This window comes from Idiomarina sp. A28L (assembly GCF_000218785.1).
Taxonomy (GTDB): Bacteria; Pseudomonadota; Gammaproteobacteria; order Enterobacterales; family Alteromonadaceae; genus Aliidiomarina.
On the sequence record NZ_AFPO01000026.1, the window covers coordinates 1 to 15,544 of the forward strand.

The following is a 15,544-nucleotide window of genomic DNA, read 5'->3' on the forward strand; positions in this document are numbered from 1 at the left end:
TTGAAAAAATAAAAATAGCGATTGGTAACACGAACGAACAGACCTTTAAAAATGCGTGGTATTAATTAGGGGGTTTTACGCGGTAAGTATAATCCCGTTAAAGAGCCGATCATCGGACACATGGTCTAATGATCGGCTGAAGAACCGATTCTACTCGATAGCAATTATTAATAGTTATTTTCAGGCTTGCTTTGAAGTGCAAACAAAACGATCAGGAAAATCATTCCCAATGGTGGAATAAAAGCGCAGATAAATCCAATTATCATAGCGTAAGAAGGTGGTTTACCAGCCTTTTTCGCCAACTTCCCTGACATCAAAACCATGAATGGAATCCAAACAATCATAAAAAAAACAATATATGAAATAGGCATCGCTATTTATCCTTACTAATTTGGGATTACAGTCTCTTTTTTTCCTGTAACCGTACACGTATAAACATCGCCAACCCAAGCGCAGTTCATGTCTACTTCGGTTTCACCAGAGAAACAACTACCCTGTCGACATACTCCAACACCATACCGACTTGCAGCAGCCATAAATTCTTGTATCGCTGACTCACCACCCGCAGTAAACCGATAGAGGCCATCTGTATATCCAGAGGCTTCTGTAGAGATCGTATTATTGTCAACATCCTTTGCGCTTGCCAATTCTAGCTCGATATCACCATTCGGTAATATGGACACTATGTTAAGGATTGCGGATGACCCATCCGCGAAAGATACTTCGACATGAAGTGGTATATCTATAATTTCTCCTAAGAGCGATAAGGACGAAGAAATAAAGACTGTCACATGCGTGAGAAGAGTAGCTTCTTGACTGTAATGGTCAAACACATCATTCATAACGAAGCTTGCCCCCATCATACTGTATGCGCTCGGAGCAATGTGCTCAGGTACTTCTTGATAACCCTGAAGGTACTGCGTTAAGCTGTTATAAGCACTGACCACATCATCGAACCCTGATTGCGTTGCTGAGTCCACTGTTATCTCAGACACAAATGTTTGATTCAGTTCAGGTTCATAAAATGTTTGGTACTTTTTAATTGTATTATCAGCCACGTTCAGAACATACACACTTGCGTTCGCGCCCTCGGATGCTGATTCAATTGCATTAGCAGTATAAGACGAGTTACTTGAACATGTATGACAGACTCTAAAAGTATCAGAAGCATTAGCTTTAAGAACAGTTAAACTCACCGCAGAGATAAGTAAAATTACTAACAATATGTTTTTTTTTCATTTTTATAAATTCCTTATTATATTTAGATACAAAACTTAATTATGATTAAAATCATATTAAATTATAAATTATAATTATTTAAGAATAATAGCAACCTTTTAGTCAATCACTGCATTTGCACATGCGGTGTTTTTCAAGCTAATTGTCACCATCAGCTCGTTTAAGCTGCCTGTTTTTGTTCCTGCTTCACCTGTTCTTTTGCCGGGTTAAGGGTTGTTGGTCCAACCGGCGTGCAATTACGAACCTGACGCTTGCCCCAACGAACTGAATGTCTTGCTTTCGCGGCTTCCATAACCGTTTTGCGTTGCGCGAGTATCGCTCTATCTTGGCCTGTGTGGCGCTGCTCTGGTGTTACGAGGCGCAACTTACTATGCTTGTGCTCGTAGTTGTACCAGCGAGAGAACTTCAGTACGCAATGCCTTTCGTCATCAAGGCTTTTAAATCCCGCTGATGGCCATTCAGGGCGGTATTTGCAAGTCCTGAACAGCAACTCAGCGAACGGGTTGTCGTTGCTGACTCTGGGCCTGTTGTAAGATGTCGTAACACTAAGCTCGTAGGCTTTTTCACGCATCGTTTGTGCTTTCATCGGCGCGCCGTTATCTGAGTGCAGGACCAGACAGCTGTGGGCGCATTGTTCACGTAACAGCGTGCGTTGCAGCAACTGCCCGAGCGGTGGCCAGTTTTTCTTGACCGCTACACACCAAGCAGCTCCCAACAAACCCGCTCCAGATCTTGTTTTCCAACTGCCCTGATATCGTCAAGGAATGAGTCACGCTTCACCGAGATCGCGTGGAATGAAGTATTCCGGGTGCTGCCGGACTGCTTAGTTAAAAGGAAATCTGTCGTTATTATGACTGCATCTTTCGAAATTGGATGTCTGGGGTGCTCAATTCCAATAAGTTCAGCAACTTTTTGTGTGTAGGTTAATGGAAAAATAGGAAATTGCTCTCTGATATCAATTACGCTGTTAGCAAACTCAACCAGATAGAATAATTCGGATTCACCAGATGATAATAAGTGATGGGTACGGTCTGTTTTTAGTCCATGAATGGCAGATCGTTTACCCTTTGACTTAACATCTTGAATTCTTAGCCAAGGCTTATAATCTTTACCACTCCCTAGACCATACCCTTGGCGCAATGCTCGTTGAAAGTCACTTATCGTCTCAAGATTCCTAGTTCTACCAATTGAGGCCCCAATTTCTTTAGAAACTTAACCTACATTAGTCCAAAAACACTAAGGGGCACACTTTTTTGTCGCTAGACATCAACCACCGATTCGCCACACACCCAGCCGGAGCTCCATGCCCATTGGAAATTGTAGCCGCCGAGCCAGCCGGTAACATCGAGCACTTCGCCGATGAAGAACAGGCCGGGCTGCAGTTTGCTTTCCATAGTTTTCGAACTTACTTCATTTACGTTCACACCACCGATGGTAACTTCGGCAGTACGGTAGCCTTCCGTGCCATTTGGCTTGATCGGCCATGCAGCAAGATTGTTGGCTACCCGTTCGATATCTGTATTGCTTAAATCTGCTAAGTTTTTCACGGGCCAATTGCCGTGTTTCGCCAGCACTTGCACCATTCGCTTTGGTAAATACTTGCTGAATATACTTATCAAACCGCTGCGTGGTTGCTCTGCTTTCGCCTGCTGAAGCAGCGCGAGCGCATCTTCGTTTGGCAACAGGTTTACCGCTACGGTTTCACCTGGTTGCCAAAACGATGATATTTGCAGCATCGCCGGGCCACTTAAACCGCGGTGCGTGAATAACATCGCTTCACGAAAAGAAGCTCGATCATTATTTGCTACTACATCGCTGGCTACACCGGAAAGGTCAGCAAAGGCTTCTTTGTCGGTATCGTGCAGGGTAAACGGAACGAGCCCGGCACGCACTGGCACAATGCTATGGCCAAATTGCTCCGCCAGCTTATAACCGAAGGGTGTGGCACCTAGTTTCGGCATGGATAAACCGCCACAAGCCACCACTAAATTCTTACAAGAAAACTCGCCTTGCGAGGTTTTTACGAAGTACATGCCATTTTCTTGCTGCACCGAAAACACCTCAGTACGCAGTTGTACTTTCGCACCAGCAGAGCTGCACTCTTGCATTAGCATGCGCACAATATCTTTCGCCGAATCATCACAGAACAACTGACCCAGAGTTTTCTCGTGCCATGATATCTTGTGTTTATCCACCATAGCTACGAAATCCCACTGGGTATAACGGCTTAGTGCTGATTTACAAAAATGTGGATTCTCCGAGAGGAAATTTTCTGGGCTCGTATACATGTTGGTGAAGTTACACCGGCCGCCACCGGAAATAAGGATTTTTTTACCAGCCTGTTTTGCATGATCAATAACAACTACAGATAACCCCCGTTTAGCCGCCGTAGCTGCGCACATTAAGCCAGCCGCACCGGCACCAATAATAAGGGTATTAACATTTACTGCATCGTTCACTGGCATGTTCTACACATCCGCTGGGTAAAAAATAGAAAAAATCGCATTAGTGTACGAAATAGTCTGTAACACTTTTAACATGGATAACGTTCAAATTTTGTTATAGGGTATAAACAAGGCTCCATATTATGTTCTTTTGGAGCGCGTTATTCCGCTCATGTTAAGGATAAACTCATGAAAATGAAACATTGGATACTCGCAGTAACAATATCTTTTTTAAGTACACAGGCTTTTGCTGAAAATGTTTGTGAAGAGAATGATTGCTCCGATGCAATGAAAAGTATACATCGCGCCGCTGATTACGGCTCCGCTGAAGCCATGATCATTTTGGCCGTGGGCTACGCTAACGGTGAAGGCGTTGAAGCAGATGAACGTAAGGCCAAGATTTGGATGCAAGAAGCGATTCGCTTTCGTAATCCACAAGCCTACCACGTAAAATCTCAATGGCGCCGCAATGGTACTATATTTGCGCAGAGTGAGGAACGAGCAGATTATTGGTTAGATAAAGCGATTAAAGCCAATTATGCACCTGCATTTTATGAGCGCGCAGTTCGAAACCTTCGAGCTAACGTAAATATCGATGAAGCAATGAATTTGTTGCAAGATGCCTCGGTATCTGGCCACCCGGAATCAATGTACTTACTTGCTCAACTATTTGAAGAGAGTAATGAACATCGAGAGGCTGCTCGTTTATATATGCATTTAGCAGTTAAAAACTATCGTGATTCTGCCGAACGCAATCGTGGCTACGCTCGCCACTTTGAGCAATCGGACAACGAAGAAGATCGTGAATTGGCAGCTCAATTGCGTGAATACGAATCGATGGAAGTGATTGTAGTAAGATCGATTGAAGGTTCGCCGATGGATACCTTTAACGATATGTCGGCACGCCTAGAAGATAGTTTTTATCGCCGGAAAACAACCGGTACTAGTTTCCGTCGTGTTCCTCCTTGCGGTAGCTTTGTTTCCGCATGCAATGTGATATATGACAGAGAGAGATTAGATGCAGCCGCATCAACTGTAAGAGAGTTTCTGTTCGGTATGTAACACTCGTTTACACCATGAACAAAAAACGCTCAAAGTAGAAAGCTTTGAGCGTTTTTTTAGTACCTAACTAAAAGTACTTAGAACTAGCTAACTTGAACAGTGTTAGTAACTAGCGCTGATGCTACTTCCAAATCAGCGCCATAACCAAATACTACCGCGAGTACGAGAACTATTGTGGCAAATAACATTAACTTGCCAAGCAATGGAATACAGAACCGGAACCAACGATCATATGGCACCCCGGCAATACCAATAATACCCATCAATACGGCGTTAGTAGGCACAATCATGTTCGAGAAACCATCACCAAATTGGTAAGCCAATACAGCAACTTGACGCGGAACACCCACTAAATCACTGAGCGGGGCCATTAATGGCATGGTTACAAACGCTTGCCCTGAGCCGGAAGGAACAAACAAGTTCAAGATAGTTTGAATTACTAGCATGCCTACTGCAGAAATCGCGGCTGGCACGTGTGATAACGGCATAGAAAGGCCGTTTACAATGCTATGTAGAATCTGCCCATCTTCGAGAATAAGGGCAATACCTCGAGCTACACCTATCAGCACGGCTGTGGTAGTTAAATCTTTTACCCCTTCAATAAAGCTATCGGCAGCCTCATCAAACTTCAAACGGCCCAAAACAGTAATTATCAAGCCCCAGCCAACAAAACATGCGCCTAATTCATACAAATACCAACCGTGCTGAGAGATACCATAAATGGCAATAACGATTGTAGCCAAGAAAGTGCCAAGAATAGTACGATGGCGGCCATTCAACTCCGGGTAAACCGTGGTTTCTTTACCTTCCAATGGGCACGGTAAATCTGCAACCAACGATTGGCTTGGATCAGCAATTACTTTTTTCGCGTATGTCCAAACGTGATGGAAGGCTATTAATATGAATGGGAAGATAATAACTGCTCGCAGCCACCAACCTGAGTATAGCGGCACTTCGGCGATGCCTTGAGCTATAAGAACAGTAAACGGATTAAAGGCAGAAGCACCATAACCAACGCCATAACCCGCTACTGTCATACCTACCGCTGTCATGGCATCGAGCCGCATAGCTTTACAGAGCCCAACTAGAATAAGTACAAAAGGGATGTATTCGCCAGCTGTACCAATTGCACCGGAAGCCAATGAAAAGAAAAAGATAACCATAAAGATAAGCTTCTGTGGCTTATCACTATGCTTCTTAAGTAAACGGCCAATTAACGCGTCAACTGTGCCAGTGCGCCGAGCAATAGCTAAAACACCGCCCACTATAAACACGAAGAAAATAATATCTTGAGCCGCCGCAAAAGCACGTGGCACAGCCGTTAACAATTGCCACGGTGTGAGATATTGACGCTCATCAACTAATGAGAAAGTACCTGGAATAACTACTTCACGATTCGCATCATTGATGAAAGTTTCAAAAAAGCCTTGTGGTACCACCCACGTAGCCAGCATCGCGATGATCATCATGCCAAATAGCAATGTCAGGGTATGTGGAACCTTGAATGCTTTAGCCATAAGAGAGACCTATATATTGTTATTGTATGAAAAACTGTGGCTAAGAATACCTGAACCACGTAAAGCAACCAAGATTATCTTTGTTTCAATGTGTTTTACCGTTAACCTAAGCGCACTTTCAGCTCATTTTTTAGTATTTCAGGAGTAGCCGTATGAAACGTTGGTTTATAGTATTAAGCGTATTTTTTCTCTCTGCTTGTGCACAATTTACCGATATGCTCAGTTATCGCATAAACGAAAGCCAACTCGAACAGCTTATTTTGCAGCAAGCTGAATTGCAAAAGCCAGAAGTGCGTATTATGGGCTTTTCGGTACCGTTAGAAATCACCTCGTTAACTGCAGAAATTGGCCCTAACCAAACTGATATTGTGCGCTTACAAGCTGGCTTTAATCTTCCAATTGAGGTGTTTGGCCGCAGTTACCCAGTAGCCTTGAACCTTGGGGTGGAAGGTGCGCCAATATACGATGGTAATGAGAAAGCTATTTATGTACGCCGTTTAAACGTGGTGAATTCATCAATTAACGCCGGTGGTTATTCAGGCACTTTAACTGGCCTGAATGGGCAGGTTTTAGAAATTCTCGATGAGTTCATGAGCCAACAACCTGTGTATCGTTTAAATCCAGAAGATCGGACGCAACAACTTCTAATGCAGGTTCCACTCTCATTAACCGTGGAAGAAGGCGCCTTACGAATTTCTCCCTCACGTTAAGTAGCCGTGTGCTTGAGCAGCCTGTTAAGCGGTAATTTTTGGATAAGGCTGCTTAATATACACATCGAAACGATGCTTTTTACTGGCAATTTGAGTGCTCGGTGTTTGCCCCGCTAAAAAAGGAGCTTTCGCTGGGCGTTTCACTACCACACGGCAACTCGCCAATGCTAATGCAGCAGGTAACAGCCCATCGGCATCAAGATCCGCCCCTACTAAATGTTGCAACACCTGCATATCTTTTTTAACTGCCGCTGATTTTTCGCGCTCTGGAAACATAGGATCTAAATACACTGCATCCGGCTGCAGCTTCCTAAACTCCCCATGTAAACTTTCTTGATCAAGCAAACTACCCGCTGGCAGAACATGCAAGCGCTGCGCACTCCAATGGCTTTCACCCTGAAACTGCTGCAAATGCAGCACAGCCTGATGTAAAAGCGCATGAATTGCGGGGTTTCGTTCTAATAACCACACTTCGCAACCGGCATGGGCTAGCATTAAGCCATCGCGGCCAAGCCCCGCTGTTGCATCGAGCACTTTTGGCCGGAAACCTTTGCCTATGCCCAACGCTCTAACCACAGCTTCTTGCCGGCCACCACCAAGCTGTTGCCGCCACGCTTGCCTTCCTCGGGTGTAATCGAGCACTAAAGGTTGGTATTCAGGCTTGCTACGCCAACGTAGTTGTAAGCCTTCGCGGGTAAGTTCCAGAATAAAATCAGCATGGGTATCGGCTGCTGGCAAACCGAATTCTGCGGCCAATGCAGCCGCTGCCGATTGCAGTTCTGGTTCAGCCGCCAAAAGCGGAACTGGAAAGCTCACGGCCGATATTCCATCAACCGATGAGGAATGCCATCTTCGAGGTATTCTTCACCAATCGATTTAAAGCCAAGAGAGCCGTAAAACTCTAGTAAGTAAGTTTGCGCGTTGAGTTCAATGGGTTGATTCGGAGCACGAGCAAGAATTTCAACTACAGCACGCTTCATTAATTCACGGCCATAATTTTTGCCACGTCCACGTTCATTCACAACAACACGGCCAATCACTGAAGTTTCGTTGCCGGGGCAATGTAAGCGGGCGTAGGCAACCAGCCCTTGATCATCAAACCCGCTTAAATGTAGCCAAGTAGCATCGGTACCATCGATATCTGGATAAACGCAGTTCTGCTCAACAATAAAAATATCTTGGCGTAGCTTAAGAATATCGTGCAGCTGAAGTGCATTAAGCTCTGAAAACTGGCTCGTGGTGAATTGCAGCATCACTTCCTCCGAGGAATTAAACCAGGGGCGAAATACGCGAGAAGCTCACCCACTTTTTTACGATTTGCGCCATTTTGACTGATAAACCGATGTACCTGCAAGGTAGTGAGTTCTGCGTGCTCATAAAAAAGCCGCGCAGTATCGGTATCATGATTACTAATTAACACTGGAATATTGCGCTTTAACGAGGCGTGCCGAGCTTTTTGCGCCAGCAATAATTGCTCATCTAAACCAAAACCATTGCCAGAGTAACTGGTAAAATTTGCAGTGGTACTCAATGGCAAATACGGCGGGTCGCAATAGATAACATGATTCTCGCGCGCTCTTCGAAAGCTATTTTGGAACGGCTCACAGGTAAAAGTAGCTTTTTTTGCTTTTTCTGCAAAGAATTCCAGTTCAGCCTGAGGGTAATAAGGGCCGTTATAGCGGCCAAATGGCACATTAAAAGCACCGCTAGCATTGTAACGGCACAGCCCGTTGTAACCGTGGCGGTTAAAATACAAGAACAGCAATGAACGAAAATAAGGGTCGCTGCTGGCGTTAAATTCTTTGCGCAAGGCGTAGTATGCTTCGGCATTATTATTACCGGGCACAAAAAATCGCCGCGCATCTTCAATATAAGTTTTCGGCCGCCGCTTCAGGAATTTATATAAATTTATTAAATCAGCGTTAATATCGTTTAGCAGGTATTTATCATAATCGGTGTTCAGAAACACTGAGCCAGCGCCCACGAATGGCTCTATGAGCTTATCTCCGGGGGGAAGCAAGCGTTTGATAGGCTCGATTAATGTGTATTTTCCACCGGCCCATTTTAGGAACGCGCGCTGCTTCTTCATATATTATTATTTTGCTGGTTTGTGAGGTTAGTGTAACTAGAAGTTATGCACAATAACACGCTTCAAAGCGCATCGATAAGCCTTGTTAACGCTGCGCTACTGATATTACTAAAAATATTCGCACGGCCAGGGCCCGTTGGCAAAATAAACCGCATTTTCCCCTGTTTCACCTTTTTATCTCGCGCCATAAGCTCTAACCATGTGGTCTTAGTCATACCTTTCGGCGGCCGAGTAGGTAAGCCAGCGCTTTTAATTAAGTTTTCAATGCGCTCCGCGTGCTTGCTCTCAATATAACCAAGCTGCACGGCCAAACGTGCAGCCATTACCATACCTACTGCCACGGCCTCACCATGCAACCAAGTTTTATAATGAGTGGCGGCTTCTATCGCGTGGCCAAAGGTATGGCCAAGGTTCAGTAGCGCACGAATACCATTCTCATGCTCATCGGCGGCCACAATTTCAGCTTTTATTTCGCAGCTGCGCGTTATTGCATGCGCGAGCGCTTCTGGTTGGCGTGCCAGTAAACGGGCCATATTTAGCTCTAACCACGCAAAGAAATTACTATCGGCCATCACGCCATATTTGATTACTTCGGCAAGGCCAGCTTGTAGTTCGCGAACCGGCAAACTCTGCAAGGTATTAATATCGATAACAACCGCTGAAGGCTGATGAAAGGCACCTATTAAATTTTTACCACCCGGGTGGTTTACTGCAGTTTTACCGCCTACCGAAGAATCAACCTGCGCCAGCAAAGTAGTGGGAATTTGAATAAAGGGAACGCCACGCTGCCAAGTGGCGGCCACAAAACCGGCCATATCACCTACCACGCCACCACCCAATGCAATAATAGTGCAATCGCGATTGAGCCGATGTTTTACCAACAAATCCATGATTTCGCCGTAAATAGTAAGGGATTTATAGGATTCGCCATCAGGCATAAGTGCGTGATAAATGTTGTTGCGCGATATGCCGTGCACTTGCAGATTATCGGTTAAAGGCTTGAGATAATGTTCCGCAACGGTGGCATTACTGATAATCACTACTTGCTCACCGGCGTTTGGCAACGCCTGCTTTAATACAGCGGCTACTGAATTGCTCAGTAACCCGCTACCAACATAAATTGGGTAACTACGTGCACCAAGAGAAACGTTTAGGCTCTGCGTTGGTGCATTCATATCATAACCCCAATTTAGCAATAATTTCGTTGGCGACTACTTTTGCGCTTTGCTCATCGGTGTGGATAACCACATCGGCGATTTCTTCATACAGAGGATCGCGCTCTTCGGCTAAATTTTCAAGAACTTCTCTCGGGTTATCGGCATTCGCTAGCAGTGGCCGGCGTTTATCACGCTGAGTGCGCGCTACTTGCTTATCGATATTGGTTTTTAAATAAACCACAACACCGCGTGCCGATAACTTCAGGCGATTTTCTTTGCTAATAATCGAGCCGCCACCGGTAGCTAAAACAATACCGGTGTTTTCGGTAAGCTCGCTAATCATTTTTTCTTCTCGATCACGAAAACCTTCCTCACCTTCGAGCTCAAATACCCAACTAATATCTGCGCCGGTACGGCGTTCTATTTCGGTATCAGAATCAAAGAACTCTAAATGAAGAGATTTGGCGAGTTGCCGCCCGATGGTGCTTTTGCCAGCCCCCATTGGGCCAATCAAAAAAATATTGCGCTTATCAGCCATAGCTTGAATACATCACTTCTTATAAAAACTGTTTCGAATCAAATGAGTGGTGGTTCACCCCTGTGCCCCAGAAAAAAAGACAGGCGATTATCGCAATTTGCGCCCGCTATGGCAACCAGCGCGGTTTGTGTGCACCGCTTTCATTTACCTGCAATGCCGCTGGGAGGCATTCAGTTACTATGTTTTTTGGCGAAACTTCGGTGCCCTCAGATATTTCACTTTGTTCACTGGCCTGCGCAAAACTAAGTATTACTTCACCGTTATTCACTCTCGAAAACATTAACCCGGTGCCAGAATGAATATCTCCTTGCTGATATTGCCATTGCCGCATGCCATCATCGAGCACCAAGCGAACTCCCAATGTAGCCGCCAGTTTTAGATGCGCTGGCCACAAATTCAAGCAACTTTGCAGTGGTTCTGGTTTAGGTTGCTGTGGTTTTGGAAAAGGGCTTGCCTGTGCATTAGGTATATTGGTGATTTTATGCGCCCCTGCTGCCAATGATAAGCTCAATTCAATAATATCGCCCTGCCATTGCCAATTCGCTTGTTGTGGAAACCATTGGCTATCATTTAACTGCTGCAACCAACGATACAAATCGAAAAACGAGCCCGTAATAACGTATTGCTGTGTGCCATTATCGTTACTGAATTTTGCCAATTTAAGTTCATTCACTAACTCCGGGAGTTCCATTTTTCGGGCCTGTGGTGATTCTGCTCTCGGCATATTGAGTAACGCCTGCAAATTGTTAAAGCTTACCTGTTGCTGCAAACGTTTTTGTTTTTCCGGTTCAATAAATACTAGCTCGACGACCACGAGTGTTATCAATATAAACGCCAAGAGAACAACCGAACGCAGAGGCGCCGCTCGCAAAATTATTGAGCTTAACCCTTCGTTGCCAATTCGAGCACTGCTATTTCTGGCGCTGCTAATCATAATGTTGCTCCGAACTGTTTATCGGCTTCAGGTTTATGCTTAATTCCCATTCGTAAGGCGGGGAGGAAGTAAGCTCTTGTAAATCTGCATGGGTGATTTCCCAATCAGGAATTTTCCCGTTCGTGAGCTTTTGAACATTTTGAGCCGATTTTATAAATAGCGTAAGGCTGGCTGTTTCCTGCAGAAACTGAACCCTATGCAAGTGTATCTGTGGGTGTTCATGCAAAGGCTCATCTTCCAAACCGGCGCCCTCGTTGAGCTGAATTCCCAATGCATTGAGTAATTGCAACTGCCGATATAATGGGTGGGGTGCTAATGTGGGCGGTAATTGATAGCCTGCTCGCAACTGCTGCTGCTGACCAGACGAAAGCTTTACGGGTAACGCAGAATACTGCCAAGCAACAAAACCTATCACTACCGTAAGCGCGCAACACAACTCGATGCGATACCGTTTTCGTTGTCGCCGCACTCGCATTGCTAACGGAGATATAAAATCAACCACCGAAACCTCCTTTTTTAAAAAGAGCAGCTGAGATAGCGAGCACTAACTCACTTTTATTTATTTCTGGTGTAGCTAAAGGCTGCTGATTAGAAACCGCAAATAGCTTTTGCTCACAATCCTTTAGTAAACGCTCTGCCTGGGGGTGTAAAGGTTGAGCTTTGGCCGCGGGTTGCCAACTGCAGAGCTGTTTTTCCACAATACCAAAACACTGTAACTGCTTAACTAAATTCGTGTGTTGGGCTTTTGCCAAGAGCCAAAGTTTGCTGTTCTGCCCATCCAGTTCCACATCCCACAACCAATCCTCTGATTTCGGTTGTTGCTTCACTTTCAACTCGGCACAAGCTACTGTTTCCATGTTGTTAATTTCAGCAGGCAACAGTAGTGGCAATACTTGGAAAGTATCACTCACAACATGAAAAGAAACATGCTTAATGCCATTGGGAATATCGAGTTTCGCTTTTACGGCAACGTTAGCTTCAACCAGAGCTGGATCGAACGTGGAATATTGCGCAAACACAACCTGACAGGCGGATTGTTGTTGATTGATTATTGCTAAGGCAAAACTACTGGAATTGCAGTAAATGCCGCCTACTAAAAAAGGCCGCCGAAACCACCTAGCCCAGTGTTTTTTCGAGAAAAACATATCAACGGCCTCCGTGCCATTGTTAATATTGCTTCAAGTAAATGTGTATTGGTTAAATTTAGCTCATAATAAGCGTATAATGCGGTTGTTTTATTTAGGTGATGGCGGAAATTCTGTGATTCGATTTTTGAAGTATTTCTTGCTTACCATTGTGGCGCTTATATTCCTCGGTTTCGCCACGGTAGCAGGGCTCTATTATTATGTGAAAGACGACCTCCCAAGTGTGGATACGCTAAGAGATGTGCGTTTTTTAACGCCTATGCAAGTATATACTGCAGACGGGAAATTGATGTCGCAATTCGGCGAACAGCGCCGTATTCCTCTCACCCTCGATGAAATTCCGCAATCGATGATCGATGCTATTTTAGCAACTGAAGATTCTCGTTTTTACAGCCATCGCGGTGTTGACCCGATCGGCGTAATGCGGGCTTTTTGGGTTTTGGTAAGCACTGGCGAAATCCGTGAAGGTGCAAGTACTATTACCATGCAGTTGGCCCGAAATTTCTTCCTGACACGCGAACGTGTATGGATACGCAAAATTAAAGAAGCCTTTATTGCGCTGCACATAGAGCAATTGCTTAGTAAAGATGAAATTCTCGAGTTGTATCTAAATAAACTTGAGCTCGGCCACCGCGCATTTGGGGTTGGTGCCGCTGCACAAGTGTATTATGGCCGCGATCTTGATCAGCTTGATCTTTCGGAAATTGCTACCTTAGCGGGTATGCCACAAGGCCCCTCGATTCTGAACCCGATATCGAATCCTGCTGCATCAGTGCAACGCCGCCGTATCGTTTTGGGCCGCATGCTTGCGGAAAATTACATAACGCGAGACGAATACGATGTTGCTTTCCGAGCGCCTGTAAGCGCACGTTATCACGTTGCCGAGCTGGAGTTGAATGCGCCTTTCCTAGCTGAAATGGTGCGCCAAGAAATGATTCAACGTTTTGGCGTTGATGATGCCTACAACGGCGGTTACAAGGTTCACACCACAGTAAACTCAGAGCAACAACTCGCTGCTGAATATGCCTTACGGGAAAACTTACACGCTTACGATGAGCGCCACGGTTACCGTGGCCCGGAGATGCGCTTGTGGGGAATAGATCCCGAAAGCCTATTTAGCGATAGCAAAACACAATTACAGAAGCTTCCAGATGAAGCAACGCTTGCCACTATGATGCAAAACCGTGGCGAACAATGGCCGGAAGCCGATATTATTCAATACCTTGAAAGGCAACCACGCTTTGGCCGATTACAGCACGCCATTGTTAGTGATGTTCACGAAAAAACAGCAGATGTTATTTTACGAGGTGGCATGCGCGCCACCATAGAATGGAACCAAATGGATTGGGCACGGCGCTATATTGATGCTGAACGACAAGGATTTGCACCGAAAAGCGCTAGCGAAATTTTAAACCGAGGCGATCATGTTCTATTGCGCCCAGTTGAAGAAGGGTATCGCTTGGCACAAATGCCTGGGCCAGGTTCCGCAATAGTTGCATTGAATCCAAATAATGGTGCGCTGCAAAGTATTGTTGGCGGCTACAGTTTTAATCACAGCCAATTTAACCGTGCTAACCAAGCAAAACGTCAGGTAGGTTCAAGCATTAAGCCATTCATTTATGCTGCTGCATTAGATCGAGATTTCACCCTTGCTACATTGGTAAACGATGCCCCAGTTACTCAGTGGAACCCTGGCTCTGGCTCTGCCTGGCGGCCGCGCAATTCACCGGAAGTATACGATGGGCCAATACGTTTACGGGAAGCGCTAGCGCGTTCGAAGAACGTTGTTTCTGTGCGCTTAATTCGTGAACTCGGTGTAAATCAAACAGCTGATTACATTGAACGTTTTGGCTTTCTACCAAATGATGTGCAACGCAACGAATCGCTTTCTTTAGGTGCCGCATCATTCACACCATTAGAAATGGCGCGCGGCTTCGCCGTTTTTGCCAATGGTGGCTATCTCGTAACACCTTACTTTATCGACCGTATTGAAGATTCTGATGGCAATATTATATTTCAAAGCCAACCCGAATACGCTTGTGCTCGCTGTGCCGCTGAAGCGGTTGGTATTGAATTCACAAACGATGATTATGCCAATGAAGCGATTCTTTCGGAAAGGAACCAAGCACCTCGAGTAATTCCTGAGCAGGTGGCTTACCTTGTTACTGAAGCCCTACAATCTGCGGTTTGGGGTGGTGGTAGCTGGGCAAACCAAACTGGCTGGAATGGCACCGCGTGGCGTGCTCAGGCGTTACGGAATCGTAATCTAGCCGGGAAAACGGGTACTACCAACGATGTGAAAGATACTTGGTTTGTGGGCTATACCCGCGATATCGTTGCTGCAAGTTGGGTGGGATTCGATAATCTCGAATTTGCCCTTGGCCGCACTTCGCTAAATAGCAACCTTGGCCGCCAACGTCAGCCAATTGTAGGTTCTGAGGCAGGCGCAACAACAGCACTTCCTGGCTGGGTAACCTATATGCAAACCGCACTTTCACAACTTGAAGAACGGCCATTTGAATTACCACCAAACATGGTTTCAGTGCGCATTGACCAACCTTCTGGGCGCCTCACGAATCGCACCGATCACACGAGTATGTTTGAATATTTCATTCGCGGCACAGAGCCCAAAGAATTTGCCAACCCTGATCGACGGCCGCAAGAAGTGTTCGAAGACGAAGAAGGTTTGTTTTAGCCCTCTAATTGTTG

At 45.4% G+C, this 15,544-nt stretch carries 16 protein-coding genes and 1 pseudogene; 3 read left to right on the forward strand and 14 right to left on the reverse strand.

What is annotated here, in order from left to right; genetic code table 11:
* Positions 1-167: 167 nt before the first annotated feature.
* The 5 genes and pseudogenes from A28LD_RS11220 to A28LD_RS11240 form a co-directional block, all read right to left on the reverse strand.
* The gene (locus A28LD_RS11220) at positions 168-371 is read right to left on the reverse strand and encodes a hypothetical protein (RefSeq protein WP_007421192.1); all 204 of its coding nucleotides are present in this window, start codon (positions 369-371) and stop codon (positions 168-170) included.
* Between the two features lie 15 nt (positions 372-386).
* Entirely contained in the window at positions 387-1,058 is a 672-nt protein-coding gene (locus A28LD_RS11225) for a hypothetical protein (protein ID WP_139043594.1), read from the reverse strand.
* Positions 1,059-1,399: 341 nt separating this feature from the next.
* Positions 1,400-1,900 (reverse strand): annotated as a pseudogene (locus A28LD_RS11230) (integrase core domain-containing protein); the annotation flags it as partial.
* Between the two features lie 32 nt (positions 1,901-1,932).
* A complete protein-coding gene (locus A28LD_RS11235; RefSeq protein ID WP_050795187.1) occupies positions 1,933-2,379 on the reverse strand; it encodes a TnsA endonuclease N-terminal domain-containing protein in 447 nt (148 codons plus the stop codon).
* A gap of 119 nt (positions 2,380-2,498) precedes the next feature.
* Positions 2,499-3,704: an NAD(P)/FAD-dependent oxidoreductase gene (locus A28LD_RS11240; protein WP_007421195.1), complete on the reverse strand. Its 1,206-nt coding sequence runs from the start codon at positions 3,702-3,704 to the stop codon at positions 2,499-2,501.
* Between the two features lie 168 nt (positions 3,705-3,872).
* Between A28LD_RS11240 and A28LD_RS11245 the strand changes: the two genes are divergently transcribed.
* Positions 3,873-4,745, forward strand: coding sequence for a tetratricopeptide repeat protein (locus tag A28LD_RS11245; RefSeq protein ID WP_007421196.1), 873 nt, complete (start codon positions 3,873-3,875; stop codon positions 4,743-4,745).
* An 83-nt stretch (positions 4,746-4,828) separates the two neighbouring features.
* Here A28LD_RS11245 and A28LD_RS11250 read toward each other — a convergent pair whose 3' ends face one another.
* A complete protein-coding gene (locus tag A28LD_RS11250) occupies positions 4,829-6,262 on the reverse strand; it encodes a YfcC family protein (protein ID WP_007421197.1) in 1,434 nt (477 codons plus the stop codon).
* A 152-nt stretch (positions 6,263-6,414) separates the two neighbouring features.
* Here A28LD_RS11250 and A28LD_RS11255 point away from each other — a divergent pair, with 152 nt between their 5' ends.
* Positions 6,415-6,972, forward strand: a complete 558-nt coding sequence (locus tag A28LD_RS11255) for a DUF1439 domain-containing protein (protein WP_007421198.1) — start codon at positions 6,415-6,417, stop codon at positions 6,970-6,972.
* Positions 6,973-6,996: 24 nt separating this feature from the next.
* Here the strand turns inward: A28LD_RS11255 and A28LD_RS11260 are convergent, their stop codons facing one another.
* From A28LD_RS11260 to A28LD_RS11295, 8 genes are all read right to left on the reverse strand, one after another.
* A complete protein-coding gene (locus A28LD_RS11260; RefSeq protein WP_007421199.1) occupies positions 6,997-7,788 on the reverse strand; it encodes a class I SAM-dependent methyltransferase in 792 nt (263 codons plus the stop codon).
* A complete protein-coding gene (locus A28LD_RS11265) occupies positions 7,785-8,225 on the reverse strand; it encodes a GNAT family N-acetyltransferase (protein ID WP_007421200.1) in 441 nt (146 codons plus the stop codon). Before A28LD_RS11265 ends, A28LD_RS11260 begins: the two co-directional genes overlap by 4 nt.
* Positions 8,225-9,061, reverse strand: a complete 837-nt coding sequence (locus A28LD_RS11270; protein ID WP_007421201.1) for a Dam family site-specific DNA-(adenine-N6)-methyltransferase — start codon at positions 9,059-9,061, stop codon at positions 8,225-8,227. The genes A28LD_RS11265 and A28LD_RS11270 overlap by 1 nt, the downstream gene beginning before the upstream one ends.
* Positions 9,062-9,123: 62 nt before the next feature.
* Positions 9,124-10,236, reverse strand: a complete 1,113-nt coding sequence (gene aroB / locus A28LD_RS11275) for a 3-dehydroquinate synthase (protein WP_007421202.1) — start codon at positions 10,234-10,236, stop codon at positions 9,124-9,126.
* 1 nt (position 10,237) lies between these two features.
* The gene (gene aroK / locus A28LD_RS11280) at positions 10,238-10,756 is read right to left on the reverse strand and encodes a shikimate kinase AroK (RefSeq protein ID WP_007421203.1); all 519 of its coding nucleotides are present in this window, start codon (positions 10,754-10,756) and stop codon (positions 10,238-10,240) included.
* Positions 10,757-10,862: 106 nt separating this feature from the next.
* Positions 10,863-11,690: a hypothetical protein gene (locus tag A28LD_RS11285; protein ID WP_007421204.1), complete on the reverse strand. Its 828-nt coding sequence runs from the start codon at positions 11,688-11,690 to the stop codon at positions 10,863-10,865.
* The gene (locus A28LD_RS11290) at positions 11,683-12,192 is read right to left on the reverse strand and encodes a hypothetical protein (protein ID WP_007421205.1); all 510 of its coding nucleotides are present in this window, start codon (positions 12,190-12,192) and stop codon (positions 11,683-11,685) included. Before A28LD_RS11290 ends, A28LD_RS11285 begins: the two co-directional genes overlap by 8 nt.
* Complete coding sequence (locus tag A28LD_RS11295) at positions 12,185-12,835, reverse strand: hypothetical protein (RefSeq protein ID WP_007421206.1); 651 nt, start codon at positions 12,833-12,835, stop codon at positions 12,185-12,187. Before A28LD_RS11295 ends, A28LD_RS11290 begins: the two co-directional genes overlap by 8 nt.
* Positions 12,836-12,953: 118 nt before the next feature.
* Here A28LD_RS11295 and A28LD_RS11300 point away from each other — a divergent pair, with 118 nt between their 5' ends.
* The gene (locus tag A28LD_RS11300) at positions 12,954-15,530 is read left to right on the forward strand and encodes a penicillin-binding protein 1A (protein ID WP_040487394.1); all 2,577 of its coding nucleotides are present in this window, start codon (positions 12,954-12,956) and stop codon (positions 15,528-15,530) included.
* Positions 15,531-15,544: the final 14 nt, after the last annotated feature.

What these genes read in the sequence shown, in the direction of transcription:
- A28LD_RS11220 (WP_007421192.1), bottom strand. Translation starts at nt 371, where the DNA reads ATGCCTATTTCATATATTGTTTTTTTTATGATTGTTTGGATTCCATTC.
- A28LD_RS11240 (WP_007421195.1), bottom strand. Translation starts at nt 3,704, where the DNA reads ATGCCAGTGAACGATGCAGTAAATGTTAATACCCTTATTATTGGTGCC.
- A28LD_RS11245 (WP_007421196.1), top strand. Translation starts at nt 3,873, where the DNA reads ATGAAAATGAAACATTGGATACTCGCAGTAACAATATCTTTTTTAAGT.
- A28LD_RS11250 (WP_007421197.1), bottom strand. Translation starts at nt 6,262, where the DNA reads ATGGCTAAAGCATTCAAGGTTCCACATACCCTGACATTGCTATTTGGC.
- A28LD_RS11255 (WP_007421198.1), top strand. Translation starts at nt 6,415, where the DNA reads ATGAAACGTTGGTTTATAGTATTAAGCGTATTTTTTCTCTCTGCTTGT.
- A28LD_RS11265 (WP_007421200.1), bottom strand. Translation starts at nt 8,225, where the DNA reads ATGCTGCAATTCACCACGAGCCAGTTTTCAGAGCTTAATGCACTTCAG.
- A28LD_RS11270 (WP_007421201.1), bottom strand. Translation starts at nt 9,061, where the DNA reads ATGAAGAAGCAGCGCGCGTTCCTAAAATGGGCCGGTGGAAAATACACA.
- aroB (WP_007421202.1), bottom strand. Translation starts at nt 10,236, where the DNA reads ATGAATGCACCAACGCAGAGCCTAAACGTTTCTCTTGGTGCACGTAGT.
- aroK (WP_007421203.1), bottom strand. Translation starts at nt 10,756, where the DNA reads ATGGCTGATAAGCGCAATATTTTTTTGATTGGCCCAATGGGGGCTGGC.
- A28LD_RS11285 (WP_007421204.1), bottom strand. Translation starts at nt 11,690, where the DNA reads ATGATTAGCAGCGCCAGAAATAGCAGTGCTCGAATTGGCAACGAAGGG.
- A28LD_RS11295 (WP_007421206.1), bottom strand. Translation starts at nt 12,835, where the DNA reads ATGTTTTTCTCGAAAAAACACTGGGCTAGGTGGTTTCGGCGGCCTTTT.